Origin of the sequence: Nocardioides sp. YIM 152315 (assembly GCF_029210375.1) — a bacterium.
GTDB lineage: Bacteria > Actinomycetota > Actinomycetes > Propionibacteriales > Nocardioidaceae > Nocardioides.
Genome location: NZ_JARGER010000011.1, coordinates 29260 through 55753 on the forward strand (window position 1 = coordinate 29260; position 26494 = coordinate 55753).

At 71.8% G+C, this 26494-nt stretch carries 25 protein-coding genes; 5 read left to right on the forward strand and 20 right to left on the reverse strand.

The features are described 5' to 3' along the window. Nucleotides 1-5: 5 nt before the first annotated feature. Nucleotides 6-1265 carry a DUF6350 family protein gene (locus PZ894_RS02095; RefSeq protein WP_275741982.1) on the reverse strand — a complete coding sequence of 420 codons (1260 nt, stop codon included), beginning with the start codon at nucleotides 1263-1265 and terminating at the stop codon, nucleotides 6-8. Between the two features lie 93 nt (nucleotides 1266-1358). On the opposite strand from PZ894_RS02095, the gene PZ894_RS02100 reads away from it, so the two are divergent. The 3 genes from PZ894_RS02100 (at nucleotide 1359) to PZ894_RS02110 (ending at nucleotide 4592) form a co-directional block, all read left to right on the forward strand. Beyond that, complete coding sequence (locus PZ894_RS02100) at nucleotides 1359-3206, forward strand: hypothetical protein (RefSeq protein ID WP_275741984.1); 1848 nt, start codon at nucleotides 1359-1361, stop codon at nucleotides 3204-3206. A gap of 110 nt (nucleotides 3207-3316) precedes the next feature. After that, nucleotides 3317-3811: a sigma-70 family RNA polymerase sigma factor gene (locus PZ894_RS02105; RefSeq protein ID WP_275741986.1), complete on the forward strand. Its 495-nt coding sequence runs from the start codon at nucleotides 3317-3319 to the stop codon at nucleotides 3809-3811. Beyond that, on the forward strand, nucleotides 3804-4592 hold the full coding sequence (locus PZ894_RS02110) for a hypothetical protein (protein ID WP_275741988.1): 789 nt from the start codon (nucleotides 3804-3806) through the stop codon (nucleotides 4590-4592). The genes PZ894_RS02105 and PZ894_RS02110 overlap by 8 nt, the downstream gene beginning before the upstream one ends. A gap of 52 nt (nucleotides 4593-4644) precedes the next feature. Here the strand turns inward: PZ894_RS02110 and sucD are convergent, their stop codons facing one another. The 3 genes from sucD to PZ894_RS02125 all read right to left on the reverse strand — a co-directional run bounded on the left by sucD (nucleotide 4645) and on the right by PZ894_RS02125 (nucleotide 7287). Beyond that, nucleotides 4645-5526, reverse strand: a complete 882-nt coding sequence (gene sucD, locus PZ894_RS02115; protein ID WP_275741990.1) for a succinate--CoA ligase subunit alpha — start codon at nucleotides 5524-5526, stop codon at nucleotides 4645-4647. A 14-nt stretch (nucleotides 5527-5540) separates the two neighbouring features. Continuing rightward, the gene (gene sucC / locus PZ894_RS02120) at nucleotides 5541-6722 is read right to left on the reverse strand and encodes an ADP-forming succinate--CoA ligase subunit beta (RefSeq protein ID WP_275741992.1); all 1182 of its coding nucleotides are present in this window, start codon (nucleotides 6720-6722) and stop codon (nucleotides 5541-5543) included. Nucleotides 6723-6879: 157 nt separating this feature from the next. Further along, nucleotides 6880-7287 (reverse strand): cobalamin B12-binding domain-containing protein, encoded by a 408-nt coding sequence (locus PZ894_RS02125; protein ID WP_275741994.1) that lies wholly within the window; start codon nucleotides 7285-7287, stop codon nucleotides 6880-6882. Between the two features lie 237 nt (nucleotides 7288-7524). On the opposite strand from PZ894_RS02125, the gene PZ894_RS02130 reads away from it, so the two are divergent. Then, nucleotides 7525-8571, forward strand: a complete 1047-nt coding sequence (locus PZ894_RS02130) for a M23 family metallopeptidase (protein WP_275741996.1) — start codon at nucleotides 7525-7527, stop codon at nucleotides 8569-8571. Between the two features lie 36 nt (nucleotides 8572-8607). Here the strand turns inward: PZ894_RS02130 and pcrA are convergent, their stop codons facing one another. The 16 genes from pcrA to PZ894_RS02210 form a co-directional block, all read right to left on the reverse strand. Beyond that, a complete protein-coding gene (gene pcrA / locus PZ894_RS02135; RefSeq protein WP_275741998.1) occupies nucleotides 8608-11031 on the reverse strand; it encodes a DNA helicase PcrA in 2424 nt (807 codons plus the stop codon). A 59-nt stretch (nucleotides 11032-11090) separates the two neighbouring features. Beyond that, the gene (locus tag PZ894_RS02140; protein ID WP_275742000.1) at nucleotides 11091-11561 is read right to left on the reverse strand and encodes a hypothetical protein; all 471 of its coding nucleotides are present in this window, start codon (nucleotides 11559-11561) and stop codon (nucleotides 11091-11093) included. Nucleotides 11562-11568: 7 nt separating this feature from the next. Beyond that, a complete protein-coding gene (locus PZ894_RS02145; protein WP_275742002.1) occupies nucleotides 11569-11931 on the reverse strand; it encodes a response regulator in 363 nt (120 codons plus the stop codon). Between the two features lie 42 nt (nucleotides 11932-11973). After that, nucleotides 11974-12420 (reverse strand): chemotaxis protein CheX, encoded by a 447-nt coding sequence (locus PZ894_RS02150; protein ID WP_275742004.1) that lies wholly within the window; start codon nucleotides 12418-12420, stop codon nucleotides 11974-11976. 1 nt (nucleotide 12421) lies between these two features. Continuing rightward, nucleotides 12422-12808, reverse strand: coding sequence for a response regulator (locus PZ894_RS02155; RefSeq protein ID WP_275742006.1), 387 nt, complete (start codon nucleotides 12806-12808; stop codon nucleotides 12422-12424). Beyond that, nucleotides 12796-13632 carry a protein-glutamate O-methyltransferase CheR gene (locus PZ894_RS02160; RefSeq protein WP_275742008.1) on the reverse strand — a complete coding sequence of 279 codons (837 nt, stop codon included), beginning with the start codon at nucleotides 13630-13632 and terminating at the stop codon, nucleotides 12796-12798. Before PZ894_RS02160 ends, PZ894_RS02155 begins: the two co-directional genes overlap by 13 nt. Next, a complete protein-coding gene (locus tag PZ894_RS02165) occupies nucleotides 13629-14744 on the reverse strand; it encodes a chemotaxis response regulator protein-glutamate methylesterase (protein WP_275742010.1) in 1116 nt (371 codons plus the stop codon). Before PZ894_RS02165 ends, PZ894_RS02160 begins: the two co-directional genes overlap by 4 nt. Before the next feature lie 85 nt (nucleotides 14745-14829). Further along, nucleotides 14830-15717, reverse strand: a complete 888-nt coding sequence (locus PZ894_RS02170) for a hypothetical protein (protein WP_275742012.1) — start codon at nucleotides 15715-15717, stop codon at nucleotides 14830-14832. Nucleotides 15718-15790: 73 nt separating this feature from the next. Next, nucleotides 15791-17371, reverse strand: coding sequence for a methyl-accepting chemotaxis protein (locus tag PZ894_RS02175; RefSeq protein ID WP_275742014.1), 1581 nt, complete (start codon nucleotides 17369-17371; stop codon nucleotides 15791-15793). 27 nt (nucleotides 17372-17398) lie between these two features. After that, entirely contained in the window at nucleotides 17399-18967 is a 1569-nt protein-coding gene (locus PZ894_RS02180; RefSeq protein ID WP_275742016.1) for a methyl-accepting chemotaxis protein, read from the reverse strand. Between the two features lie 52 nt (nucleotides 18968-19019). Beyond that, the gene (locus PZ894_RS02185) at nucleotides 19020-19439 is read right to left on the reverse strand and encodes a chemotaxis protein CheW (protein ID WP_275742018.1); all 420 of its coding nucleotides are present in this window, start codon (nucleotides 19437-19439) and stop codon (nucleotides 19020-19022) included. Continuing rightward, nucleotides 19436-21688, reverse strand: coding sequence for a chemotaxis protein CheA (locus tag PZ894_RS02190; protein ID WP_275742020.1), 2253 nt, complete (start codon nucleotides 21686-21688; stop codon nucleotides 19436-19438). The genes PZ894_RS02185 and PZ894_RS02190 overlap by 4 nt, the downstream gene beginning before the upstream one ends. Nucleotides 21689-21980: 292 nt before the next feature. Further along, nucleotides 21981-22334, reverse strand: a complete 354-nt coding sequence (locus tag PZ894_RS02195) for a hypothetical protein (protein ID WP_275742022.1) — start codon at nucleotides 22332-22334, stop codon at nucleotides 21981-21983. Between the two features lie 25 nt (nucleotides 22335-22359). Further along, entirely contained in the window at nucleotides 22360-23778 is a 1419-nt protein-coding gene (locus PZ894_RS02200; RefSeq protein ID WP_275742024.1) for an APC family permease, read from the reverse strand. A 46-nt stretch (nucleotides 23779-23824) separates the two neighbouring features. Next, a complete protein-coding gene (locus tag PZ894_RS02205) occupies nucleotides 23825-24502 on the reverse strand; it encodes a response regulator transcription factor (RefSeq protein WP_275742025.1) in 678 nt (225 codons plus the stop codon). Continuing rightward, nucleotides 24489-25808 (reverse strand): ATP-binding protein, encoded by a 1320-nt coding sequence (locus tag PZ894_RS02210; protein ID WP_275742027.1) that lies wholly within the window; start codon nucleotides 25806-25808, stop codon nucleotides 24489-24491. The genes PZ894_RS02205 and PZ894_RS02210 overlap by 14 nt, the downstream gene beginning before the upstream one ends. A gap of 213 nt (nucleotides 25809-26021) precedes the next feature. On the opposite strand from PZ894_RS02210, the gene PZ894_RS02215 reads away from it, so the two are divergent. Continuing rightward, nucleotides 26022-26494: PspC domain-containing protein (locus PZ894_RS02215; protein WP_275742028.1), on the forward strand; the 473-nt coding region annotated here is incomplete at its 3' end.

Here is a 26494-nt window from a genome sequence, read left to right on the forward strand (position 1 = left end):
GGAGTCTAGGGGTGCCGGGAGGCGGTGGCGCGACGCTGCCACCACGTCATCGCGAGCCCGCCGACGACACCGCCGATGCCGAACGCCGTGACGGCGTGGACCATCACGTCCATGGCGTCGGGCCCGATCTCGCGCATCCGGCCCGGGCCCGCCGCTCCCCCGGAGACCGCGGTGACGACGCCGAGCAGCACGCCCGCGAGCACGCCGCCGACGCAGCCGCGCAGGGCGCCCTCCTCCCAGCGCACGGTCGGGCGGCGGCGCTGCGCCCAGGCGGCGGCCGCGGCGGCGACCAGGGGCGGGGCGGCGATGAGGTACGTCGCCCACACCGGCGTGGCGCCGTTGTCGGGCAGCGCGGCGAGCAGCGGGAACATCGGGACCGGGCCGAGCGAGACCAGCGACGGCGAGACCAGGGTGCCGGCGCCGACGACGAAGCCCGGACCGAGCAGGTAGCTGCCGGCGTAGACCGCGGCGTTGGGCACCAGGGTCGCGGTGAGGACGGTGTAGACGCTCGCGTCGCCGGCCCCGGCGTGGAGCTGGGACATCACGTTGACCGCCGTACCGAGGTCGACGGCAAGCGCGACGAGGAAGAGGAGCGTCGAGGCGACCAGGAACGTCCCGAGGATGCGCAGGCCGCCCGCCAGCCCGGCCCGCAGCCAGGGCGGCACCGCGGCGGCCCAGATCGCGAGCCGGCCGGAGCCGGTGGCGATGCCGGTCCAGCCGAACGCGGCGCACAGCACGATCGACCACACCACGACCCGGGCCAGCGAGGGTGCGGTGCTGGCGGACGACGCCAGCAATCCCGTGGCGACGGCCACGGCGAGGTAGCCGCCGGAGAACGACGCCGCAGCGGTCGGGACGGTCCAGTCGCGCTCGCCGTCGGCGATCCGGTCGGCGTCCGGACCGTGTCCGGAGATCGCGTCGCCGACCCGGTGGCCGATGCGCCACGCCGACCACGCGCAGAGCGCGGAGAGCCCGAGCGGCACGATCGTGACCGCGACACCGTCGACGTGGACGCCCGACCCGTGTGCGAGCAGCCACCCGAGCGCCCCCACGCGCAGTCCGTCGCTCGGGGTCCCGTGGGCGCCGGCGTCGGAGAGGAACCAGCCCACGACCCCGAGGGCGAGGCAGACGAGGAGGACCGCCCCCGCCGCGGCCGCTCCACCGAGGAGCGCGACCGGGACCAGCGGCGACCGGTGCCCGCGGTCGGCGCTGCTCCGGCCGGAGGCGGGTCCGGCCGAGAGCGGGCCGGGCAACAGCGAGGTCATGGTGGGGCCATCATCGCTCCCGGCGTACGCCGGATCCGGGCGCACACGCCGAATCGGCGCCGATGTGCGCCGGGCGTTACCGTGGAGGCCGCCATGAGGGAGCCCGACGAGTTCGACCAGTTCTACAGGGACGTCCGCACCCGCCTGCTGCTGCTGACGTACTGCCTCACTGGCGACCTCCCGTCCTCCCGCGCGGCGGTCCGTGACGCCTTCGTCGTCGCGTGGCACCACTGGCGCAAGGTCTCCCGGCTCGAGGACCCCGAGGCGTGGGTCCGCGAGCACGCCTGCCGACACGCGCAGCGGCGGCACACCGCCAAGCTCTGGCACCGCGAGAAGAGCATCGGACCCGAGGTGAAGGCGACGCTCGACGCCCTGGCGAAGCTCTCGATGACCCCACGTCGTGTGCTGCTCGTCACCGAGCTCACGAGCGCCTCGCTGAGCGCGATGGCCCGGGAGGTCGGGCTCCCCCGGACCGAGGCGGAGCGCGAACTCCAGACCGCGACGGCCACCTTCGCGCTGCAGCGCGGGATCCCGACCACGAGCGTGCGCGGCATGCTCGAGGCGGTGGGCGCGCACGTCGAGAACGTCCGCTGGCCACGCGCCACGATCCTGCGCCGCGCCGGAGCCACCCGGCGGCGTACCCACACCGTCATCGGCGTCGCCGCCACGGCCGCGGTCATGGTCGTCACCGGCACCCTCGTCACCGATGCCGACGGCGTGCGCCCGACGCTCGCGGGCGAGCGCATCGCGGGCTCCCCGACCGGCGCCGAGGAGCGCGAGCCGGTGGCGCTGCCCGAGGAGTCGCTGCTCGACGGCGACGACGTCGCGCGCACCGTGGCAGGCTCCGACGTCGACCGGGCGTGGAGCGTCGCCAGCACCGACGACAACTCCACGGGCGACGGCCTGGTGATGACCTGCCAGGAGACCCGGTACGCCGTGCCGCGCAACCGCCCCGATGCGGCGCTGGTCCGGGTGTTCGACCCCGGCACGTCGGTCCGCAGGTCCGACCGGACCGCCGTCGTCCAGGCGGCCGAGGCCGCGCCGACCGAGCGGGCTGCGGGCCGGGCCTACGACGTGGCGGCCCACTGGTTCGCCGACTGCCGCGACGACCGCGCGCAGCTGCTCACGACGTACGCCGTGCCGGACGTCGGTGACGAGGCCGTGGTCTTCGAGCTGCGCACCTGGGGCGACCCCGACGCCCGCCTGCTCGCGGGGGTCGCCCGCACCGGCAGCTTCACCACGACGACGGTCGCCCGCACCCCCGGCGACGACGGTCCGCGCCCGCGTGCCGTCGCCAGGCTGCTCTCCAAGGGCGTCGACCGCCTGTGCGAGCTGCCGGAGGGCGGCGCCTGCTCGACCGGGTCGTCGACGAAGAAGAGCTCGCCCGTCCCGGTCGGCGTGGTCCCCGGCATGCTGGCCGAGGTCGACCTCCCGCCGGCCACCCGGGTGCGGCAGCCGTGGGTCGGCACCGAGCCCCGCCGTGCCCTCGACAACGCGGCCGCGACCCACTGCGACAACGCCGACTTCACCGGCGACGGGATCACCAACAACCTCACCCGCACGTTCCTCATCCCCGAGGCAAAGCTGCCGAGCGAGTTCGGGCTCACCGAGACCGTCGCCACGATGCGGTCGAAGAAGGCGAAGGAGTTCGTCTCCGACGTCCGCGACCGGCTCGCGAGCTGCTCGAAGAAGCAGATGGGCACCGAGGTCACCCGCCTTCGCGAGGAACGCCGCGGCGACCGCGAGCTGACCGTCTGGCGGGTCACCACCGAGGTCACCGACGAGAAGTCGATCAGCTTCCTGATGGGCGTGCTGCGCGACGGCACCGCCGTCGCGCAGGTCGGGTTCGTGCCGGTCAAGGACGTGACCATCCCCTCCGACGACTTCCTGACCCTCGCCGAGCGCGCCCTGGACCGGCTCGAGGAGATGCCCCGCCCCTGACGCTGCGCCTGTCCAGGTTTTCCTCGCGCGCGTGCAACCGTGGCTCCAGTCCGGGCGTATCCCTCACGATCGGCAACCCTGCCGATCAGACGAAGACGGGACCAGGGTCGATGGACGAACGCGAGTTCGACGACTTCTACACCGCGTCGTTCCAGCGGATCACGGGCCAGGTGTACGCCATGATCGCCAACCGCGACGAGGCGCAGGAGTGCGTCCAGGAGGCGTTCGTCCGCGCCTGGGCACACCGCAGGAAGCTCGAGAGGGCCGAGCACCCCGAGGCGTGGGTGCGCACCACGGCGTACCGACTGGCGGTGAGCCGCTGGCGGCGCACCCAGCGCGGCAGGCGGCCGACCGACCGGGCGGTCGGTCCCACCCTCGAGGCCGCCGCTCCCAGCGAGGCGCACGTCGCCCTGGTGGCCGCGCTCAAGCAGCTCCCCGAGGCGCAGCGCCAGGCGCTGGTGCTCCACCACATCGCCGACCTGCCCGTCCACGACGTCGCCCGCGAGGTGGGCGTCCCCGAGGGAACCATCAAGGCCCGGCTCAGCCGGGGCCGCGCGGCTCTGGCCGCCCTGCTCGCCGACGAGGAAGGACTGAGCCATGCCTGACCCGCTGGACGAGCTCGACAACTTCTCCGCCCCAGGACTCACCATGACCCCGCTCCCCGCCGCAGAGGTACGCCGCCGCGGCACCCGGATGCGCCGCCGCAACACGGCCCTCGCCACGGTCGGCGCGGTTGCCGCCGTCGCGCTCGTCGCGACGCCGATCGCCCTGGCCGCCTCCGGGACCGGCGACGCCGGCGGCACCCCCGATCCCGCCGAGACCCCCACCGCCACCGCGGTCACCTGGGTGACGACGATCCCCCCCGACTTCCCGCTCACCTCCGGGCTGCCGGAGACCAACGGCCACGACGGCTCCCCCGTCGAGGCACGCGCCGGCTACGAGCCGCAGGCCGTCGACGTCTGCGACGGCGAGGGCTGGACGCCGGCCGAGACGACCGACGTGCAGCAGGCGACGTACACCGGGGAGAGCGAGGGCGGCCAGGAGCGCACCCTCGCGCTGTACCCGTCGGAGCGTGCCGCCGGACTGGCGATGCAGTCGCAGACCGCGCAGGTGCAGGCGTGCGTGATCGCGTCGGAGGGCGAGGGCCGGTCCGCGGAGGTGATCTCCTCGGACGACGACACGCTCGTCTACGCCGACCACATGAGCGACGCGGGCGACATGTTCGTGCACCGCGTCGTCCGCGTCGGCAACGCGCTGCTGCTGGACTCGACGTACGCGATGGGAGGCGGCGACCCCGACGTCGTGCAGCAGACTGCCGACCTGCTCGAGGAGAAGTCGGGGGGCACCGTCGACGCGATGTGCGTCTTCTCGGCCGACCCCTGCTGAAATGAACGCCGACCCGCCCGAAAGTTTCGGGCGGGTCGGCGTCGGTGGATGCTCAGAGGGCCTTGAGGATCTCCCGCATGAGGTCGGCGGTCTCGGACGGCGTCTTGCCGACCTTCACGCCGACGGCCTCGAGGGCCTCCTTCTTGGCCTGCGCGGTGCCGGAGGAGCCGGAGACGATGGCGCCCGCGTGGCCCATCGTCTTGCCCTCCGGGGCGGTGAAGCCCGCGACGTACCCGACGACCGGCTTGGTCACGTTGTCCTTGATGTACGCCGCGGCCCGCTCCTCGGCGTCGCCGCCGATCTCGCCGATCATCACGATCGCCTTGGTCTCCGGGTCCGCCTCGAACGCCGCGAGGGCGTCGATGTGCGTGGTGCCGATGATCGGGTCGCCGCCGATGCCGATGGCCGTCGAGAACCCGTAGTCCTTCAGCTCGTACATCATCTGGTAGGTCAGCGTGCCCGACTTCGACACGAGGCCGACCGGGCCCTTGCCCGCGATGGTGTGCGGAGTGATGCCGGCGAGCGACTCCTCGGGCGTGATGATGCCCGGGCAGTTGGGGCCGATCATCCGGGTGTCCTTGCCCTGGAGGTAGGACCACACCTCGGCGCTGTCCTGGACCGGCACGCCCTCGGTGATGACGACGAGCAGGCCGATGCCGGCGTCGATGGCCTCGATGCAGGCGTCCTTGGTGAAGACCGGCGGCACGAACACGACCGACACGTCCGCGCCGGTCTCGGCCATCGCCTCCTTGACGCTGCCGAAGACCGGCAGCTCCTTGCCACCGAGCTCGACGCTGGTGCCGGCCTTGCGCGCGTTGACGCCGCCGACGATGTTGGAGCCGGCGTCGAGCATGAGGGTGGTGTGCTTGGAGCCCATCCCGCCCGTCATGCCCTGGACGATGATCTTCGAGTCCTTGTTCAGGTAGATGCTCATCTGCTTCGTCGTCCTTACGCGCTCTGCTTGCCCGAATTGGCCAGCTCGGCGGCCTTGTCGGCCGCACCGTCCATCGTGTCCACCTGCGTGACGAGCGGGTGGTTCAGCTCGTCGAGGATCGCGCGGCCCTGCGCGACGTTGTTGCCGTCGAGGCGTACGACGAGCGGCTTGGTCGCGTCGGACCCGAGGATCTCGAGCGCGCCCTTGATGCCGTTGGCGACCTCGTCGCATGCGGTGATGCCGCCGAACACGTTGACGAACACGCTCTTGACCTGCGGGTCGCCGAGGATCACGTCGAGGCCGTCGGCCATCACCTGGGCGTTGGCGCCGCCGCCGATGTCGAGGAAGTTGGCGGGCTTGACGCCGCCGTGCTTCTCACCGGCGTACGCGACCACGTCGAGGGTCGACATGACCAGGCCCGCGCCGTTGCCGATGATGCCGACCTGGCCGTCGAGCTTGACGTAGTTGAGGCCCTTGTCCTTGGCCTTCGCCTCGAGCTGGTCCTCCTCCTCGCGGATCACGAACCCCTCGTGGTCGGGGTGCCGGACCTCGGACGCGTTGTCGTCGAGCGACACCTTGCCGTCGAGCGCCTCCAGCTTGTCACCGGCCAGCCGCGCGAGCGGGTTGACCTCGACGAGCGTGGCGTCCTCCTCGACGAAGACCTTGTAGAGCGACTCGATCATCGCCACGGCCTGCTCGAAGACGGGCTCGGGGAACTTCGCCTCGGTCGCGATCTCACGGGCCTTGGCCTCGTCGACGCCCGCACCGGGGTCGACCGGGATCTGCTTGACGGCGTCGGGGTTGGTCTTGGCGACCTCCTCGATCTCGACGCCGCCCTCGACGGACGCGATGCACAGGTAGCGACGGTTGGCCCGGTCGAGCAGGAAGGAGAAGTAGTACTCCTCCTCCGGGGGCGTGGCCGGGGTGACCAGCACCCGGTTGACCGTGAGGCCCTTGATCTCCATGCCCAGGATGTTCGACGCGTGCTGGTGCGCCTCGTCGGCGGTCTTGGCGATCTTCACGCCACCGGCCTTGCCTCGGCCGCCGGCCTTGACCTGCGCCTTGATGACCGTCACGCCGCCGAGCTTCTCGGCGGCGGCCTTGGCAGCCTCCGCGGTCTCGACGACGACGCCGAGCGTCGTGGTCACACCATGCTTGGCGAAGAGCTCCTTCGCCTGGTACTCCATCAGATCCACTGATCCACCAAGTCCTCTTTGTCGGAGCGAGCGGGCGCGCACCCTGCCGATCCCGGGGGGCGCCACATGCTCGGGGTGTCCTTCGCACCTTAGACCGGTGCGGCGGAGTACGACGAGGGCGGGCCGACGTGACGTCCGGCACGACGCGGGACCTCGTTCAGTCGGCGAAGTGCTCCGCGACCCAGCCGGTGATCTCGCCCGTGGGCGCGCCCGGGGTGAACACCTTGGCGACACCGATCTCCTCGAGCACTGGGATGTCCTCCTCCGGGATGATCCCGCCCCCGAAGACGACGATGTCGGACGCGTCGCGCTCGGCGAGCAGCTCGACGAGGCGTCGGAAGAGCGTCATGTGCGCCCCGGACAGGACCGAGAGGCCGATCAGGTCGGCGTCCTCCTGGATCGCGGTCTCCACGATCTGCTCGGGGGTCTGGTGGAGACCGGTGTAGACCACCTCGTGACCCGCGTCGCGCAGCGCGCGCGCCACGATCTTCGCTCCCCGGTCGTGACCGTCGAGGCCCGGCTTGCCCACCACGATGCGGATCCGACGCGCCCCTGACGTGCTCATGACGGGAGGCTAGCCGAGGGGTGAGACGCGCCACGTGGGCGGGGCCACGGTAAAAAGTCGACACGAATGGGTTTCAGGCGGGGCCCAGCGGCCGATCTCTCTCGTGAAGCAATGTCGATGGGAGCGTGTACCGACAAATTTCGTCCACAAGTTCGCGGGGTGGTTTCCCGACCCCGTGACCGGTCCGTTACAGTCGGGCCTCGCCGTCTGAACCCCGAGCAGCGGAGAAGCACATCCATGGGTAACCACCGAGCGGAACGCCGCGGCCCGCGCCGCCGTCCCTCGGACCTCCCGACCCCGGTAGCCAGCACGGCCGTCGGCAAACGGCGGGCCGAGAAGCCCGGCCGCCGCTCCGTCGCCCGCTCGACCGCGACCCCCGCGCCCGTCCTCGACGCGGACGAGGAGACGCTCGTCCTGCCGGTCACCCGCGACGTGCCGGAGGTGCTGACCGACCGTCCGGTCGTCTACCAGACCTCTCGCATCGCCGGCGTGCGGGCCGCACAGACCCCCCGCACCGCGCCGTCGCGGCCCGGCGCCCGCCGCAGCTCGTCGCGCGGGCCGCTCTTCAAGGGCCTCCCGTCGGCCCCCGTGCTGCTCGGCCTCGCCGCCCTCGCGGTCTCCGTCGGCGGCGCGGTCACCGCGAACGGTGGGCTCGGGGACGACTCGTCCCGCTTCACCCAGGCGAGCGCCCTCAGCGGCGCCAGTCAGGTCGCGAGCGTCAGCCTGCTCGACCGGCGCACCATCAGCCGCGACTCCCGCCGCGACGCGCTCGCCGACGACGCCGACGCCGAGCTCGTTGACGAGGCCGAGGCGCAGAACCGTGAGCGCAACGCCGCGCTGAAGAAGTACGCCAGCCAGATCGAGCACCAGGCCGCCAAGCTGCGCCTCAACCAGTGGGTCGTCCCGGTCGCGGGCTACCATCTCACCGCCCGGTTCGGTGACTACGGCCTGTGGGCGCACTACCACACCGGCCTCGACTTCGCCGCGCCCAGCGGCACCCCCATCCACGCCGTCGCCAACGGCGTCGTGACCTCCGTCGGCTACGACGGCGCCTACGGCAACAAGACCGTCATCACGCTCGATGACGGCACCGAACTCTGGTACTGCCACCAGACCTCCTACACCGTCAGCGAGGGCCAGGAGGTCCACGCCGGCGACCCGATCGGCTCGGTCGGCTCCACCGGTCACGTCACCGGCCCGCACCTGCACCTCGAGGTGCGCCCCGGCGGCGGCGACCCGGTCGACCCGTACGCCGCGATGGTCGTGCACGGCGTGACACCCTGAGCCGAGACCGGTGGTCGAGTCCGTCGACTCCGCTCGTCAGAGCTTCTCGACCGGTGCGTAGCGCAGCAGCAGCCGCTTGACGCCCTCGGAGCCGAAGTCGATCGACGCGACCGACTTCTCCCCCACGCCCTCCAGCGCGACGACGGTCCCCATGCCGAAGGAGTCGTGCAGCACCCGGTCGCCGGGCTCGAGGCTCGGGATCTCCCGTGCCGGCTTGGCCCGGGCGGCGGCGTCGGCCCGGACGGCGGCGGCGGAGAAGTTGCGCCGACCGGCGGCGGTGGGCGCGCCGAGCCGGGTCGACCCGCCGCTGAGGTCGGGCCGGCCCCAGCGGGTCTGGGACGCCTCGGTGCGCCTCCAGTCGACGAGGTCGATCGGCAGCTCGTCGAGGAAGCGGGAGCCGGGGTTGTGCGACGGCGCGCCCCACGCCGAGCGGACGACCGCACGCGAGATGTAGAGCCGCTCGCGGGCGCGGGTCAGCCCGACGTACGCCAGCCGCCGCTCCTCCTCGAGCTCCGGCTGGTCGCCGAGCGACCGGGCGTGCGGGAAGACGCCGTCCTCGAGGCCGGTGAGGAAGACGACCGGGAACTCCAGGCCCTTGGCGGTGTGCAGCGTCATCAGCGTGACGACCCCCGAGTCCTCAGGATCGTCGTCGGGGATCTGGTCGGCGTCGGCGACCAGCGCGACCCGCTCCAGGAAGTCGGCCAGCCCCGGAGCCACGGTGCCGGCGTCGACGTCGGCCGGGTCCGCGGACGGGCCGGCGACGGGGTCGTCGGCGAACTCGCGAGCGACGGCGACCAGCTCGGCGAGGTTCTCGAGACGCGTCTCGTCCTGCGGGTCGTCGCTCTCCTCCAGCGCGGTGAGGTAGCCCGAGCGGGCCAGCGTCGTCTCCAGGATGACGTCGGGGCGCTCGCCCCCGTCGACCATCGACTGCAGCTCCTCGACCAGCGCCACGAAGCTCTGGATCTGGGTGAGCGACCGGGTCGCCAGCCCGGGCGCGTCCTGCGCGCGGCGCAGCGCCTCCCAGAACGTGGTCCGATCGCGCTCGGCGAGGGCGTTGACGCACTCGACCGCCCGGTCGCCGATGCCGCGCTTCGGCGTGTTGAGGATCCGGCGCAGCGAGACCTGGTCGGCCGGGTTGACCAGCATCCGCAGGTAGGCGAGCGCGTCGCGCACCTCGCGCCGCTCGTAGAACCGGACGCCCCCCACGACCTTGTAGGGCATCCCGGTGCGGATGAAGATCTCCTCGAAGACGCGCGACTGGGCGTTGGTGCGGTAGAAGACCGCGACGTCGCCGGGCCGGTAGGCGTCCGCGTCGGTGAGCTTGTCGATCTCCTCGGAGATGAACCGCGCCTCGTCGTGCTCGTCGTCGGCGACGTACCCGACGATCCGCTCGCCGTCGCCGGCGTCCGACCACAGCCGCTTGTCCTTGCGGCCCTTGTTGTGCCCGATCACCGCGTTGGCGGCGTTGAGGATCGTCTGGGTGGAGCGGTAGTTCTGCTCGAGCAGGATCGAGGTGGCGTCGGGGAAGTCCTGCTCGAAGTCGAGGATGTTGCGGATGTTGGCGCCCCGGAAGGCGTAGATCGACTGGTCGGCGTCGCCGACCACCATCAGCTCGGCGGGCTCGACGCGCTCGGCCGTGAGGTCGAGCTGCGAGCCGTCTGGGTCCATCGGGTCCGCGCAGAGCTGGTGGATGAGCGCGTACTGCGCGTGGTTGGTGTCCTGGTACTCGTCGACCAGCACGTGCCGGAACCGGCGCCGGTAGGTCTCCTTGACCTCAGGGAACGCCTGGAACAGGTGCACGGTCGACATGATCAGGTCGTCGAAGTCGAGCGCGTTGGCCTCGCGCAGCCGGCGCTGATAGGTCGTGTACGCCGCGGCGTACGTCTCCTCGAGCGCGTTGCGGGCGTCCTTGGCGGCGTCCTCGGGGTCGCGCAGCTCGTTCTTCTGGTTGGAGACCCAGTGCAGCAGCGCGCCCGGCTGGTAGCGGCGGGGATCGAGGTCGAGGTCGTTGGCGACCAGCGTCATCAGGCGCTTCTGGTCGGCGGCGTCGTAGATGGAGAAGTTGGACTTGTAGCCGAGCTTGTCGGCCTCCTTGCGCAGGATGCGCACGCATGCGGAGTGGAAGGTCGACACCCACATGATGCGGGCGCGGCGGCCGACGAGGTCCTCGACCCGCTCCTTCATCTCGGCGGCGGCCTTGTTGGTGAACGTGATCGCCAGGATCGACCCGGGGTGGGCCCGACGCTCGGAGATCAGCCACGCGATCCGTCGGGTGAGCACCCGGGTCTTGCCCGAGCCGGCGCCGGCGACGATGAGCAGCGGCGCGCCCTCGTGCACCACGGCGGCCCGCTGCGGCTCGTTGAGCCCCTCGAGCAGCTCGTCGCGGCTCGGACCGCGACGGGCCGGCGGGTCGGCGGGTGCGACGGACTCCAGGCCGGGCAGCGGGATCGACGTGCTCATCTCGTCGCCCAGCCTACGTGTGGGCTCCCCCAGTGACGGGGTCGGCCGCGACGGGCCGGTCAGACGACGGCGACGACGGAGAGCCCGCCCGCGCCGTAGCCCGAGATCTCCAGCACCACGTCCTCGCGCGCACCGGCCTGGGCCGCCACCGAGAGGACCTGGGGCGGGACCGAGTCCGACGGAGCGAACGTCTCCGACAGCCGCAGGTGAGTGCCCATCGCGTCGCCCAGCGGCGCGGCGAGGACGTTGCAGATCTCCGAGGCGTTCTCGAAGAGGTTGACCGGCAGCACCCGGTCCTCCTCGGCGGCCTCCGCCGCGCCCTTGGGGATCAGCGCGATCGCGGCGCCCGAGCGAGCGGCGAGACCGAAGCTCATCACCGCGACGGCGCGGAGGTTGTGGACGTCGTCGACGTACGACGCGACGATCGGCTTGGGAATGCCGATGTCGACGGGCTTCCCGTCGGTCAGCTCGACGTCGCGGCCGAGCAGGCCGGCGAAGAGGTCCTTGATGTCCTTGCGGCTGGGAAGCATGGCGGCCTCAGCTCAGCATTCCGGAGAGCTCGGACTCGAAGGTGTCGGACGTGAAGGGCTTGGCGATGAGGAACATCGCGCCCGCCTCCTGGGCGGTCTGCCGCATCTCGTCGGAGCCCTCGGAGGTCACGAACCCGAAGGGGACCGGGTTGCCGGTGACCCGCAAGGCGCGGAGCAGCTCGATGCCGGTCTTGTTGGGCATGTTCCAGTCCGAGAGGACCAGGTCGGGAGACTCGCTCGCGACCAGGTCCAGGGCCTCGGCGCCGTCCGACGCCTCGACGAAGTCGTGGTGACCGAAGCCGGCCTGGCGCATCGTGCGCAGCACGATCTGGCGCATGACCCTGCTGTCGTCGGCGATGAGGATCTTCATGATCTTCCTTCTGACTCGCTGCTTGGTGTTCCCGGGCGCCGCTCAGGCGGCGTCCGGGACGATCTGGACGTAGACGGGTGCGTCGCCCCAGGAGACGACGAACGACTCACCACGTGAGGGCACCGCGGTGACCTCGGAGACGCCGGGCAGGCCCAGTGCCGAGGTACCCGGCAGGGCCCCCTTCACGCTCCCCCCGACGACATTGAGCACCTCGCCCACCGCGTCGTGGACGTCGGGCTGCTCGAGGCCCTCGTCGGGGCCGACGCCGAGCATCGCGCCGGCGATCTGGGTCGCCACCTCGCTGTCGCAGGTGAGCACCAGACGGCCGTTCCACTCGCCGCGCAGCTCGATCTGGGCCTGGAGGCCGGACTCGAACTCGGCGGGCCGGTCGGCGGGCCAGGGCTCGGCGGAGGCGTAGAGCATCGATCCCCACACCTGCTCGATGGCGGCGAGGACGAGCGCCTCGTCGGGTGCGCTTGCGCTGGTCATGTCAGACCCCTGTCGACGTCGGGAGAAGCCCGAGCAGGTCGAGCTTCTCGAGCATGGCCTCACCGGTGAACGGCTTGATGAGGTACTCGTGGGCTCCGGCCGCCAGGGCGCGGACGATGCGGTCCTGCTCGCTCTCGGTGGTCACCATCATCAGCGTGATGGAGCGCCACTCGGGCCGCTTGCGGACCTCGGTGATGAAGGTCAGTCCGTCCATCACCGGCATGTTCCAGTCGACACAGGCGAGCTCGGGCGGGCTCTCGAGCCCTTCCAGCACCGCGAGGGCCTCCAGGCCGTCGCCGGCCTCGGAGATCTCGTAGCCCGCGTCCCCGAGGATGCGGCCGACGATCCGGCGCATCGCTCGGGAGTCATCGACAATCACGGCACGCATGTGCGTTGTTCCTCTCTGATCCGGTACACCGAAGACCGTCCCGCCGGCACCCGCTCCCAGGCGTCGTCGACGCCCATGGTCATCTCGGCCGCCCCCAGGAAGAGGTGGCCGTCGGGCGCCATCACCTGGCGCACGCGCTTGAGCACGTCACGCTTGGTCGGCAGGTCGAAGTAGATGAGCACGTTGCGGAGGAACACCACGTCGAACCGGCCCATCGGCGGAAGGGGCCGGGTCAGGTTGAGGTGACGGAACTCCACGCGGTCCCTGATCGACTGGTTGATCCGCCAGCTGAGGCCGGAGCGCTCGAAGTGGCGGACCATCGTCGTCGCCGGGAGGCCCCGGTTGACCTCCAGCTGCGAGTACTCGCCCTTGCGGGCGCGGTCCAGCATCTCGTCGGACAGGTCGGTGGCGACCACCTCGACCCTCCATCCCGCGAGCTCCGGGGTGTCGAGGGCCGTCATGACGATGCTGTACGGCTCCTGGCCGCTCGAGCACGCGCCCGCCCAGATCCGGATGGTGCGGTTCGAGCGGGTCTTGGCGAGTGCGGGGAACACCGACTGCCGCAGCGCCGTGAACGGGTCCGAGTCGCGGAACCACGACGTCTCGTTGGTCGTGAGTGCCTCGACGACCTGCTTGAGCGCGGCGGGGGTCCGCCGCTTCGAGAGGTCGGCGACGTACGCGTCGACGTCGGGGTGGCCGGCCGCGCGAGCCAGTGGGACCAGCCGCGACTCGACGAGGTACTCCTTGCCGGTCTCGAGCACGATCGCGCTCTCTGCGCGGACGAGCTCGCGGACGAAGGCGAAGGCTTGCGTCCCGATCGTCACCGGGTCCCTCCTGCTGGTGTGGTGAATGCGGTAGCACGGGCCGGCTGGCCCACGCGACGGTTGATCTCGCCGGGGATGTCGCCCAGGGGCAGCACGCGCTCGGCGAGCCCGGCGGTCGTGACCGCGCCGGGCATCCCCCAGACGACCGAGGTCGCCTGGTCCTGGGCGAGGACGCTGCCGCCCCGGTCGACGAGGTCCCGGGCGCCCTTGCAGCCGTCGGACCCCATGCCGGTGAGCACCACGCCGAGGACGGCGGGGCCGGCGACCGCGGCGGCGCTGCGGAACAGCACGTCGACGGCGGGTCGGCAGTAGTTCTCGGGCGGCGCCTGGTTGAGCCGGGCGACGAAGGAGCGGCCCTCCACGACGATCTCCAGGTGGAAGTCGCCGGGAGCGATGCACACCGTGCCGGGGCGCAGGACCTGACCGTCGGCGGCCTCGGTGACCTCGAACGGGAGCTGACGGTCCAGGCGCGCGGCGAACTGGCGGGTGAAGACCGGCGGCATGTGCTGCACGACCGCGATCGGCACCGGGAGCGGCTGGAGCCCGGAGAGCAGGGTGTTCAGTGCCTCGGGACCACCGGTCGACGAACCGATGACGAGGAGCCTGTGGCCACCGACCGGCGGCGGCGCCGGGGCCCGGAGGGTCGGCGCGGCGGTCGGCGGCACCGACCCACCGGTGCCGACGTGGGTCGGCCGGGCGCCCGCCCGAGGCACGAGCGACTTGATCCGCGGGATCAGCGCCTCGCGCACCTGCTCCATGGAGCGGCCGACGCTGCCGACGTTCGCCGGCTTCGGCACGTAGTCCGAGGCGCCGGCGGCCAGCGCCTCGAGCGTGGCGACCGCGCCCCGCTCGGTCAGCGTGCTGAACATGATGACGGGCACCCGGTTGCCGGTCGCCCGGATCTGGCGGACCGCCCCGATGCCGTCGAGCTCCGGCATCTCGATGTCCATCGTCACCAGGTCGGGCTCGAGCAGTGCGACCTTCTGGACGCCGGCCCGACCGTTGACCGCGGTGCCGACGACCTCGATGTCCGGATCCTCGGAGAGCAGGTCGGAGACCAGCTTGCGGATCACGACCGAGTCATCGACCACGAGCACTCGGATCCGCGCCATCTAACGTCCTTCACTGTCAGCCTGCCCCCGTGACAGGTGAAGGGTTGATCGGCCGTGGCGCTCGCGACCTGAGAGACCGTCGCGATCAGTCTGCGGGTGAAGCGTGCACCGCGTTCCACACGCGCAGCAGCACCGTGGCGTCGTCCGCGGGAAGCAGGTCGGTCACCAGGCTGGCCTGCACGACACCGGACCACGCGTTCCAGACGCCGTACGCCGCGTCGCGGCCGGTGAAGCCCGCGCGGGCGAAGGCCATCACGCCCGCGAGCTGGGCGTCGCAGGCCGGGCGCAGCCGCTCGGAGAGGGAGAGCGCCCAGGTCGCCTGGTGCATCGCCGGGGCCCACTGCGCGGTGTGGACCCGCTGCTCGTCGACGACCCGACGCCAGGCCCGTCGTACCTCCTCGTCGGCGGCGGCGAACGTCGCCAGCCGCTCGTCGAGTCCGGGGAGCCCGGTGTGGAGGTCCGGCGCTCCGGCCAGCCCCGACTTCACGAACGGGGCGGCCATGGCGCGACGCAGCTCGGGAGCGAGCCGGTCGCGCAGGTAGGCGCTGGTGGCGGCGTCGGCGAGCACGTCGGCGGCGAGCGAGGCGGCCGGGTCCTGGACCGCGACCGGCCCGCTGTGCAGCCAGGTCCAGTCCAGCAGGTCGCGCCGGACCATCCGGTCCAGGGCGTGGGCATCGCCGAGCAGGCTCGTCTCCAGGCGGCGCAGCAGGGCCGTCTCCCCGGACGCCGCCTCCTCGAGCGCGGCGCCGGCGAGCGGCAGTGTCGCCACGACGGACTCGGTGTCGGTCGCGGGAACGTAGGCCCGGCGCCACTCCTCGCGGACCCCGGCCCCCGGGTGAGAGCCGGCCAGCCGGTCGAGGTCGTTGGGCCCGGCCGCGAGCGCGAGCCGCAGCACACCGGCGACCTGCGCGCCGCCGGAGAGGCGGGCGAGGTCGAACCCGAGGGCCGGGCCGCCCACGACCGAGTACGCCACCCGACGATCGTAGCCGCGGCCCGGTCGCGGTGGTCAGCTGCTTGCTGAAGCCTTGAAGAAGCCCACCGACCGATCAGAACTGAAAGCGCGAGATCTCGCTGCGCAGCTCGGCGGACATCTGAGCGAGCTCGCCGATCGCCGCGAGGGTCTGGGTGACGGAGTCCGTCGTGGTGGACGCGGCCGTTGCCACCCCGCTGATGTTGGTGGCGATCTCGTTCGAGCCGGTGGAGGCCTCGGCGACGTTGCGCGACATCTCGTTGGTGGTCGCGGTCTGCTCCTCCACCGCCGAGGCGATGGTGAGCTGGTAGTCGTTGATCGAGGCGATGATCTCCGAGATCTCACCGATCGCCTCGACGGCGCCGGTGGTGTCGGCCTGGATCGCCTCCACCCGACGCGCGATGTCCTCGGTCGCCCGCGCGGTCTCCTGCGCCAGCTCCTTGACCTCGTTGGCGACCACCGCGAACCCCTTGCCGGCCTCACCCGCACGCGCGGCCTCGATGGTCGCGTTCAGCGCCAGCAGGTTCGTCTGCTCCGCGATCGAGGTGATCGTCTTGACCACGTTGCCGATCTCCTGGCTCGACACCCCCAGCCGCGAGACCGAGTCGTTGGTGGTCTCGGCCATCGTCACCGCCTGCGAGGCCACCCGCGCCGCGTCGTTCGCCGACGTCGCGATCTCCCGGATCGAGGCACCCATCTGCTCCGAGCCCGCCGCAACCGTCTGCACGTTGCGCGAGACCTCCTCGGCCGCACCCGAGACCACCCCGGCCTGCACCGAGGTCTCCTCCGCACCCGCCGCGATCTGCTGCGAGGACGCCGACAACTCCTCCGACGCCGCAGCCACCGCGTCCGCGGAGTCCTGCACGGTCGCCACGACGGCGGCGACGGAGCCGATCGACTGGTTCAGGGCCCGCTCCAGCTCACCGAGCTCGGCCGCCGACCTCTCCTCGGCCCGCTGGGAGAGGTCACCCGAGGCGAAGGCGCCGAGGACGCGCACGCTGCTGCGCAGCGGGGCGACGATCGAGCGAGCCACGAGCAGGGTCAGGGCGACGACCAGCACGAGTCCGGCCACCGCCACTCCGATCGTCGACCAGTAGACCCGGCTCCGCGTCGCGTCGAGGTCCGCCGAGTAGGCGCCGGTCGTCTCGACCAGCATGTCCGCCGCGGAACCGGTGTACTGGTCGTACTGCTGCGCCTGCTTCATGAACTTCGGCAGCTGTGCCCGCGCGGCGGCCTGATCGGTCATGGCCGACTCGACGAACGTGCCGACCGCGGTGACGTAGTCCTCGATCGTCTTCGCGAACTCGTCGTTGGTGTCGTCGGTGAGCTCGAGCTTGGTGCCGGTCAGGTCGGCGGCCCCGAGCGCCTCGGCGGTCCCCTGGAGCTCGCCGACGTGCGCCTGGACCGCGGCCGGTACGTCGGAGGGGTCCTCGAGCGTCGCGGCGAGCGCGGCGTCGGTCGCGAGGTGGGAGCCGGCGGTCTGGAGGCCCTCCAGCATGCCGGCAGCCGTCGCGAGGCGGTTCTGCTGGTCCACGCTGTCGTGCATCGTGCTGACACCCGAGACGGCCACGGCGCCGAGGGCGACGATCGTCAGGGCACTGACCGCCGCGACGCCGGCGAGACGCTGGGCGACGGTCAGGTTGCGGAGCTTCTTCATCACGTGGGTCCTCGACGATCAGGGTGGTCAGTTAGTGCGGAAGCGGGAGATCTCGGTGCGCAGGCCCGCGGCCATGACAGCCAGCTCGCCGATCGCGGCCAGGGTCTGGTTGACCGCCTGGGTGGTGGTCGTGGACGCCGTCGCGACGCCGCTGATGTTGGTGGCGATCTCGCCCGAGCCGGTGGAGGCCTCGGCGACGTTGCGCGACATCTCGTTGGTGGTCGCGGTCTGCTCCTCCACCGCCGAGGCGATGGTGAGCTGGTAGTCGTTGATCGAGGCGATGATCTCCGAGATCTCACCGATCGCCTCGACGGCGCCGGTGGTGTCGGCCTGGATCGCCTCCACCCGACGCGCGATGTCCTCGGTCGCCCGCGCGGTCTCCTGCGCCAGCTCCTTGACCTCGTTGGCGACCACCGCGAACCCCTTGCCGGCCTCACCCGCACGCGCGGCCTCGATGGTCGCGTTCAGCGCCAGCAGGTTCGTCTGCTCCGCGATCGAGGTGATCGTCTTGACCACGTTGCCGATCTCCTGGCTCGACACCCCCAGCCGCGAGACCGAGTCGTTGGTGGTCTCGGCCATCGTCACCGCCTGCGAGGCCACCCGCGCCGCGTCGTTCGCCGACGTCGCGATCTCCCGGATCGAGGCACCCATCTGCTCCGAGCCCGCCGCAACCGTCTGCACGTTGCGCGAGACCTCCTCGGCCGCACCCGAGACCACCCCGGCCTGCACCGAGGTCTCCTCCGCACCCGCCGCGATCTGCTGCGAGGACGCCGACAACTCCTCCGACGCCGCAGCCACCGCGTCCGCGGAGTCCTGCACGGTCGCCACGACGGCGGCGACGGAGCCGATCGACTGGTTCAGGGCCCGCTCCAGCTCACCGAGCTCGGCCGCCGACCTCTCCTCGACGCGCTGGGTCAGGTCGCCGTCGGCGAACCGGGTGAGGGCGTCGACGCTGCCGCGCAGCGGCCGCGTGATCGAGCGGGAGATCAGGAACGCGAGCGCGACCAGCGCCGCCAGCCCGAGCGCGGCGGCAGCCCAGAGGAGCAGCAGCGCCCGGGAGCGAGTGTCGGCTGCTTCGTCGCGGGCGGCCTGGGCCTCGGCCTCCATCGACTCGATCGCACCGGAGAGCAGCTCGTCCATCTTGTCGTTGGCCTTCTGGACCTGGTCCACGTCGGCCTGCGCCGCCTCGCGGTCGGCGACCGCGGCGTCGACGAAGTCGGTGATCGCGGCGATGTACGTCGTCCACGCCTGGTTGAACTGCTCCGCCTCCTCGTCCGATGCCCCGAGATCGAGGGCGGCGAGCTCGTCCATCAGCGCGGTGATCGTCCCGGCGTCCTCCCCGAGCTCGTCCGCGAACTCGGCGTTGTCCTCGTAGGCGACCGACTTCAGCCCGGTGACCTTCAGCTCGCTCGAACGGGTGTCGAGCGCGTGCATGATCGACCGCGCGTCCTCGTACTTCTGCAGGTGCTCGGCGTCGGAGTCGAGTCCGCGGAAGCCCGAGTACGCGACCCCCGCGACGAGCACGGTGGTGGCGGCCCCGATGCCGCTGAGCGCCGCGAGCCGGCGGCCCACGGTCCAGGAGATGGCAGGTGACATGGCGTTCCTCGCTTCGGTTGGCTCCGGAGAGCGGTCGGGGTGGTGCGAAGACTCAAGCGGCCGCGGCGCGGTCGACGTCGAGGGCGAGCAGGAGCTGGTTGTCGAGCTTGTAGGCGCCGAACAGGAACTCGCGGGCCGGGCCGGCGAGCGTGTCGGGCGGCAGCTCGAACTGGTCGTCGTCGACGTCCATCACGGCGCCGATCGTGTCCACGAGCAGGGCGATGGTCTCTCCGGCGACCCGGACGACCACGAGCATCGGCTCCTGGTCGACCTGCCGGTCCGGAAGGCCGAGGCGCGCGCGCAGCTCGACCGCGCTCATCACCTGGCCGCGCAGGTTGATGAGTCCGGAGACCGTGTCGGGAGCGAGCGGGATCCGCGTCTGCGGCTGCCCGCGCAACACCTCCTGCACCGCGTTGACGTCGACGCCGTACAGGCGCCCGTCGAGGGTGAAGGTGACAAGTCGGGCGCTCACATCGCCTCCAGGAGCTCGGGCATCTCGTGGTCGGTGTAGAAGGTGGGGTCGGCCGACATGATCGCGGCGCGGACGTCGAGGACCTCGACGATGCGGTCGCGGACGAGCGTCGAGCCGAGGACGCCGTGGTCGGTGACCTCGTCGTGGAACTCGGTGACCTCGTCGACGATGTCGACGATCTCGTCGACGACCAGGGCGACGCTGCGGTCGCCGACGGTGTAGATGACGACCACCAGCTCCTCGCCGTCGCGGTCGCTCATGACGCCGTAGTAGTTGTTCAGGCGGACGACCGGCAGGATGCCGCCGCGGTACTGCACCACCTCGCGGTTGCCGACGCGCTCCAGGGCGGAGCGGTCGAAGTTCTCGAGGCGGGTGACCGACGACAGCGGGATCGCGACCTTGCGGCCCTCGCCCAGGCCGGCGACCAGCAGGCGCAGGTTCTCGCCGCCAGCGGCACGCGAGTCCTCGCCCGCATCGTCCTCCTGGTCCAGGGCGTCCATGTTGAGGACGCGGCGGGCCAGGGCCTGTACGTCGAGGATCAGCGCGACCCGGCCGTCGCCGAGGATCGTGGCACCGGAGTAGGTGCCGATCGCCTTCAGCTGCGAGCCGAGCGGCTTGACCACGATCTCCTCGGTCGAGAGGACGCGGTCGATCACCAGACCGAACCGCTTGCCCTCCGCCTGGAGGACCGCGATCAGCACGTGGCCGTCGGAACGGTCGGACTCGACGCCGAGGACGTCGGTCAGCCGGACCAGCGGGAGCAGGGAGCCGCGCAGGCGGTAGACGGAGGCGCCGTTGACGTCCTCGACCGCGTGGGCGGCCCGGTCGGCGTCGAGCGCGACCAGCTCGAGCAGGCTCAGCTGCGGGATGGCGTACCGGTCACCGGCGCACTCCACGGTCAGCGCCGGGACGATCGCCAGCGTGAGCGGGATGCGCAGCCGGCAGGTGGTGCCCCGGCCGACGACGGACTCGACCTCGATCGTGCCGCCGATGCCCTCGATGTTGGTCTTCACGACGTCCATGCCGACCCCGCGGCCGGACACGTTCGTCACCGCGGCCGCGGTGGAGAAGCCGGGGAGGAAGATCAGCTGGAGGACGTCGGTCGGCGTCATCTGGGCGAGCTGACCGGCCGTGCGCAGGCCACGGTCGAGCGCCTTCGCCGCGATCCGGTCCGCGTCGATGCCGGCACCGTCGTCGCTGACCTCGACGACCACCTGGCCGCCCTCGTGGTAGGCGCGGAGCGTGAGGACGCCCTCGGCCGGCTTGCCGGCCGCGGCGCGGACCTCGGGGGTCTCCAGGCCGTGGTCGACGGCGTTGCGGACCAGGTGCGTCAGCGGGTCCTTGACGGCCTCGAGCAGCGAGCGGTCCAGCTCGGTCTCCTTGCCGACCATCGACAGGGTGACCTGCTTGCCGCAGTGGGCGCCGAGGTCGCGGACGACGCGCGGCAGCTTGGCCCAGAGGTTGTCGATGGGCTGCATGCGGGTCTTCATGACCCCCTCCTGCAGCTCCGATGCGATCAGGTTGAGGCGCTGGGCCGAACGGCTCAGCTCGACGTCGCGCTGGTCACCGGCCTGCCGGACGATCTGGTTGCGGGTGAGGACGAGCTCGCCGACCAGCTGCATGAGCGTGTCGAGCAGGTCCACGTCCACGCGGATCGAGGAGTCGGCGACGCTGCGCCGAGTGGTGGGCTCCTCCGGGTGCTCGGCCACGGGGGTCGTGGCGTCCGGCACGGCCTCCACCACGGGCACGGCGACCGGCGCGGGCACCTCGGCGACCGGCTCGGGTACGACGGGCTCGACCGTCACGGCCTCGACGGGCTCGACGGCCGCGGCGTCGACGACGGCGGCGGGGACGACCTCCAGCGCCGGCTCGTTGCCCTCCAGGAGCGCGGTGATCTGCTCGACGACGGCGCTCACGTCGGCGTCACCCTCGTTGCCCTGCTGCTCGATAGCCGACAGCAGGTCGCGCACGGTGTCCACCATCGCGAGCAGCACGTCGGTGGTCCGCGGGGTCATCGACATCTTGCCGTCGCGGAGCCGGGCGAGCAGGTTCTCGCCGACGTGGGTCACCGACTCCAGCTTGCCGAAGGCGAGGAAGCCGCTCGTGCCCTTGATCGTGTGGATCGTGCGGAAGATGCTGCCGAGCAGGTCGCGCGAGCCGGGCTCGCGCTCGAGCGCGACCAGGTCGCGGTCGAGCTGGTCCAGGTTCTCGTGACTCTCCACGAGGAACTCCTGAACGATCTCGTCCATCTCATCCACTGGCGTTGCCTTCCGTCGTACGACCCGTTCGACGAGGCATATCGGCCGCTCGTGGGACGACCTGAGGGTTGGGTTGCGGAGCGGCCGAGCCGGGCGCGGGTCGGCCGGGCGCGGGTCAGTGGCGGCGGGTCGGCCGGGGCGCGGCTTCATCAAGGGATGAAGGCGAGGCCGCGCTTCCCTGGCCGAGCCCGCCGAGGGAACCGCGGGGCGACCTTCATCCCTTGATGAAACGACGACGGCCGGTGGCCGGGGCCGTCACCGCGTGCACACACGGCCCCGCAGGTCAGGTGTGGACCGGGCTCCAGAAGACCGCGACGCAGACGTTGGCGACGCTGAGCAGGAGGAGCAGCGCCCACAGGCCGGTGGCGATGCGGTCCTTGCGGAGGTTCGCCATCACCAGCACCAGGATCACCAGGCCGATGATCGCCTTGACAGCGATCTTCGCGTGGTCGGGCGAGCCGTCGGCCTCGAGCACCCCGACCAGGAGGAGACCGGCGACGAAGGCCGTGCCGGCGCCGTCGCGCATCAAGCCGTTGACCCTCTTCTCCGGGTCGCGGGCCTGGACGAGGAGCCCGCCGACGAGGGCGGCGAAGCCGAGCAGGTGGACGACGAGCAGCAGGTGCCGCAGGAACTCCATGGCCCCGACCCTAGACGGGCCCGGCTCAGACCTTGAGGCTCGGGTCGCCCCGCTCGGCGCCCTCGGGGCGGTCCTGGCCGCCGAAGAAGAACTCGATCGCGAAGAGCACCAGGCCGACGGCGACGAGCCCGGCACACCACAGCAGGGACGTCGGGTCGTCGTAGACCGACCAGCCGAAGATCGCGATGTTGCCGACCAGGCCGACGACCAGCAGCGGGGTGTTGGCCCGGAAGGTCCGCTCGTCCTCCTCGTGGCCGCGCAGCTTGAGCGCCGAGACGATGACCAGGGCGTAGATGAAGAGCAGGAAGAGCACCGTGACCGTCGCGAGGCGGGCGACCAGGTCGAGCCCGGACCCGGCCTGCGTCAGGGCGGTCCCGACGACCAGCAGCGTCGCCACGACGACCGCGCTGAAGATCAGCCCGACCCACGGGCTGCGCCGGCCGGAGTGCAGCCGCTTGAACACCGCCGGTACGACGTCCTCGTTGGCCATCCCGTAGAGGATGCGCGGCTGCGTGACGACGGCGACCAGCGTGGTGTTGGTGATCGCGATCATCGCGATCACCGCGAAGAGGTTGCTCATGAAGCCGGTCGAGATCGGCAGGATGCCCTCCTCGATGACCTCGAGCAGCGCCGCGTCGGATCCGGCGAGTGTGTCGGTGGGCACCGTCAGGGCAGCCGTGATCGAGACGAGCACGTAGACCACGCCGGCCACGACCATGCCGCCGATCAGCGAGCGCGGGAAGGAGCGGTGCGGGTCGATGGTCTCCTCCGCGACGTTCGCGGTGTTCTCGAAGCCGGTCATCGCGAAGAACGAGAGCGCGACGCCGGCGAGCACCGCGAGCGCCGGGTTGCCGGTGGCGGAGAAGTCGACGAGCTCACCGAAGTTGCCGTGGCCCTCCGCGAGGTACCAGGCGCCGGTGAACATGATGATCGCGAGTCCCGCGATCTCCACGAACGCCATGACCATGTTGATCACGACCGACTCGGTGATGCCGATGTAGTTGATGACGGTGAGCGCCGCCAGGAAGACCAGCATCACGACCAGCGCGGGCGGTCCGGGCCAGAGCTCGGCGAAGTACTGCGCGAAGCCGCTCGCCAGCGACCCGGCCGCCGCGAAGCTGGCCGAGAGGAAGGAGACCGTGACGAGGAAGGCCAGCGCCTTGCTGCCGAACGCCTTGTTGACGTAGAGCGCGGCACCGGCGGCCTTGGGGTACTTCGTGACGAGCTCTGCGTAAGCGCTGCCGGTGATGGCCGCGATCGCGACACCGACCGCGAACGCGATCCAGAACGCGCCGCCGACGGCGGCCGCGACGAGGCCGATCAGGACGTAGATCCCCGACCCGAGGACGTCCCCCAGCGTGTAGAAGAAGAGCTGGCGTCCGGTGATGGTGCGCTTGAGGCCGGACTCGTCGACGTCGGGCTCGCGTTCGGTTGCCGCAGTCATGGCTCCCGCGGTACCCGGTGTCCGCAGGGGCGAAACGAGAGCGCTCTCAGAGGAGCCGGCGGTCCGAGGCCCAACGGGTCAGCTCGTGCCGCGACGAGAGCTGCAGCTTGCGCAGCACGCTCGACATGTGGGTCTCGACGGTCTTGATGGAGATGAAGAGCTCCTTCGCGACCTCCTTGTAGGCGTAGCCCCTGGCGATCAGGCGCATCACCTCACGCTCGCGCTCGGTGAGGCGGTCGAGGTCCTCGTCGACGGCCGCCACGTCGATCGAGCCGGAGAAGGCGTCGAGCACGAAGCCGGCCAGCCGCGGCGAGAACACGGCGTCCCCCTCGGCGACCCGGCCGATGGCCTGGACCAGCTCCGGTCCGGTGATCGTCTTGGTGACGTAGCCGCGGGCGCCGCCGCGGATCGTGCCGATGACGTCCTCGGCGGCGTCGCTCACCGAGAGCGCGAGGTAGCGGGTCTCGGGCGCGCCGCCGCCGGCGGTGACCCGTCGCATCACCTCGGCGCCGCCGCCTCCGGGCAGGTGCACGTCGAGCAGCACCACGTCGGGGCGGTGCTCGCCGACGGCGGCGATCGCCTCGTCGACGTCGGCGGCCTCGGCGAGGATCGCCACCTGGCCCCTGCCGGCGCTCTCGAGCTCGGCTCGCACACCGCGCCGGAACATCGCGTGGTCGTCGACGATGACGACGCTCACGGGGCCCTTCCGCTCAGCCGTGGCCATGGTGGTTCTCCTCCTGTCGGGCGGGGCGGGGCAGGTGCAGGCGCACCTCGGTCCCCTCCCCCGGTGTCGAGCGGATGTCGGACGACCCGCCGTGACGTTGCATGCGGTCGACGATGCTGTGGCGTACGCCGTACCGGTCGGTGCCGATCGTCTCGGGGTCGAACCCGCGGCCGCGGTCGCGGACGAAGACGTCGACCGCCGCGTCGGTGATCTCGGCGTACACGTCGACCTTGCCGGTGCCGGCGTGCTTCGCGGCGTTGGTGACGGCCTCGCCGGTCGCGTTGACGATCGGCCGGAGCAGCTCGTCGAAGTCGCAGTCGCCGACCGTGACGACCTCGACGGACACGCCGTACTCGTCCTCGACGCGCGCGGCGACTCCGCGCAGCGCGCTGGCGACCGTGCGCTCGTCGGTGGACTCACCGGCGTAGAGCCACGACCGGAGGTCGCGCTCCTGGGCGCGCGCGAGCCGGGCCACGGTGGTGGGGTCGTCGGAGTTCTTCTGGATCAGCGCCAGCGTCTGGAGGACCGAGTCGTGGAGGTGCGCGGCCACGTCGGCGCGCTCCTGGGTGCGCACGCGCTCGGCGCGCTCGTCGGAGAGGTCGGTGGCCAGACGGTGCACCCACGGCCCGATCACGATCGCGAGGCCGACGATGGTCAACAGCGTCGCGACCAGGATGTCGCGGGCGATCGAGAGCGAGCCGCCGTGCGCGGAGTAGAGGACGAGGGCGAGCACGATCAGGCCGACACCGGCGGCGACGCGGGCGTACGACGCCCAGCCCCCGTTGCCGAAGACGACCCGCATCGGGGCGATCCGGCCGGTGCTGTCGAGCCACCGCTCCCGCTGCGCCTCGTCGGCCTGCCGCCACAGCAGGGCGATGCCGCCGACGCCGATGAGCAGCGGCCAGAAGACGGCACCGCGGCCGAGCACGGCCTCCAGGAGGAGGATCGCCCCCAGGCCGAGGGCGGCGAGCGCGATCGCCGGGCCGACGTCGCCGAGCCGGCGGATGCGGCCAGGGCGGCGCCCGCCCCTGGTCGCGCTCTCGATGCCGGGCGCGGCCGTCTCGAAGTGCTGGTCCGAGGGCAGCATCCACCACAGCGCGGCGTAGAAGATGACGCCGAAGCCGCCGAGGAACGCCGCCAGCACGAAGCCGGCGCGCACCCAGAGCACCGGGACGGCGAGGTGGCGCGCCAGCCCGGAGGCCACGCCGCCGAGGATCGGCTCCTGCGTGTCGCGGGCGGCGCGGCGAGGCTCCCGTGTCGTGGGGTGCGCACCGTCCTCGAACGCGGTGCCGTGTGTGCTGCTCATCTCGGGGTCAATCGTCACACAGCGCGAGGGCCCGGACCATGAGGGCGAACCCCGGCCCGACCCTGAGCGCCGCCACGGCGGCCGTCTCGAGGATCAGGGGCGTCCCCGATGGTTCGCGGGCGTCGGACGACGCAGGCTTGGTGCCATGAGCACCCCACGAAGCGGACTTCCCCCGCTTCGCTCCTCCAGCCCACAATTCCGCGAGGACCCCGCATGACCACGACACCACCCGAAGCACCACCTCCGCCGCAGCCCGACCCCGGCAGCGGCCCGCGCGTCACCCGAGACGAGATGCGCAACCTGGGTCGCCTGCGCCGCTCGATCACCGACCGCAAGGTCGCCGGCGTGGCGGGCGGCCTCGGCCGCCACCTCGACGTCGATCCGCTGATCCTGCGGGTCGCGTTCGTGGTGCTGGTGTTCTTCGGCGGCGCCGGCCTGATCCTGTACGGCGCCTGCTGGCTGCTGGTGCCCGAGGACGGCGCGGACCGCGCGCCGTTCAACCTGGACGAGAAGAGCCGCACGGTCGCGCTCGTCATCGTCGGCGCGCTCGCCGCGCTGGCCCTGATCGGCGACAGCTGGGGCGCCTTCTGGTTCCCCTGGCCGCTCGCGATCGTCGCGCTGGTCGCGTTGTGGCTGCTGACCCGCAACGGCCCGCCGCGCCAGGGACCCGCGCCGTACCAGGCTCC

What these genes read in the sequence shown, in the direction of transcription:
- sucD (WP_275741990.1), bottom strand. Translation starts at nt 5,526, where the DNA reads ATGAGCATCTACCTGAACAAGGACTCGAAGATCATCGTCCAGGGCATG.
- PZ894_RS02155 (WP_275742006.1), bottom strand. Translation starts at nt 12,808, where the DNA reads ATGCGTGCCGTGATTGTCGATGACTCCCGAGCGATGCGCCGGATCGTC.
- PZ894_RS02195 (WP_275742022.1), bottom strand. Translation starts at nt 22,334, where the DNA reads ATGGAGTTCCTGCGGCACCTGCTGCTCGTCGTCCACCTGCTCGGCTTC.
- PZ894_RS02175 (WP_275742014.1), bottom strand. Translation starts at nt 17,371, where the DNA reads ATGAAGAAGCTCCGCAACCTGACCGTCGCCCAGCGTCTCGCCGGCGTC.
- PZ894_RS02165 (WP_275742010.1), bottom strand. Translation starts at nt 14,744, where the DNA reads ATGGCGCGGATCCGAGTGCTCGTGGTCGATGACTCGGTCGTGATCCGC.
- PZ894_RS02210 (WP_275742027.1), bottom strand. Translation starts at nt 25,808, where the DNA reads ATGAGCAGCACACACGGCACCGCGTTCGAGGACGGTGCGCACCCCACG.
- PZ894_RS02190 (WP_275742020.1), bottom strand. Translation starts at nt 21,688, where the DNA reads ATGGACGAGATCGTTCAGGAGTTCCTCGTGGAGAGTCACGAGAACCTG.
- PZ894_RS02100 (WP_275741984.1), top strand. Translation starts at nt 1,359, where the DNA reads ATGAGGGAGCCCGACGAGTTCGACCAGTTCTACAGGGACGTCCGCACC.
- PZ894_RS02105 (WP_275741986.1), top strand. Translation starts at nt 3,317, where the DNA reads ATGGACGAACGCGAGTTCGACGACTTCTACACCGCGTCGTTCCAGCGG.
- PZ894_RS02205 (WP_275742025.1), bottom strand. Translation starts at nt 24,502, where the DNA reads ATGGCCACGGCTGAGCGGAAGGGCCCCGTGAGCGTCGTCATCGTCGAC.
- PZ894_RS02150 (WP_275742004.1), bottom strand. Translation starts at nt 12,420, where the DNA reads ATGACCAGCGCAAGCGCACCCGACGAGGCGCTCGTCCTCGCCGCCATC.
- PZ894_RS02145 (WP_275742002.1), bottom strand. Translation starts at nt 11,931, where the DNA reads ATGAAGATCCTCATCGCCGACGACAGCAGGGTCATGCGCCAGATCGTG.
- PZ894_RS02180 (WP_275742016.1), bottom strand. Translation starts at nt 18,967, where the DNA reads ATGTCACCTGCCATCTCCTGGACCGTGGGCCGCCGGCTCGCGGCGCTC.
- PZ894_RS02110 (WP_275741988.1), top strand. Translation starts at nt 3,804, where the DNA reads ATGCCTGACCCGCTGGACGAGCTCGACAACTTCTCCGCCCCAGGACTC.
- PZ894_RS02130 (WP_275741996.1), top strand. Translation starts at nt 7,525, where the DNA reads ATGGGTAACCACCGAGCGGAACGCCGCGGCCCGCGCCGCCGTCCCTCG.
- PZ894_RS02125 (WP_275741994.1), bottom strand. Translation starts at nt 7,287, where the DNA reads ATGAGCACGTCAGGGGCGCGTCGGATCCGCATCGTGGTGGGCAAGCCG.
- PZ894_RS02200 (WP_275742024.1), bottom strand. Translation starts at nt 23,778, where the DNA reads ATGACTGCGGCAACCGAACGCGAGCCCGACGTCGACGAGTCCGGCCTC.
- PZ894_RS02140 (WP_275742000.1), bottom strand. Translation starts at nt 11,561, where the DNA reads ATGCTTCCCAGCCGCAAGGACATCAAGGACCTCTTCGCCGGCCTGCTC.
- pcrA (WP_275741998.1), bottom strand. Translation starts at nt 11,031, where the DNA reads ATGAGCACGTCGATCCCGCTGCCCGGCCTGGAGTCCGTCGCACCCGCC.
- PZ894_RS02095 (WP_275741982.1), bottom strand. Translation starts at nt 1,265, where the DNA reads ATGACCTCGCTGTTGCCCGGCCCGCTCTCGGCCGGACCCGCCTCCGGC.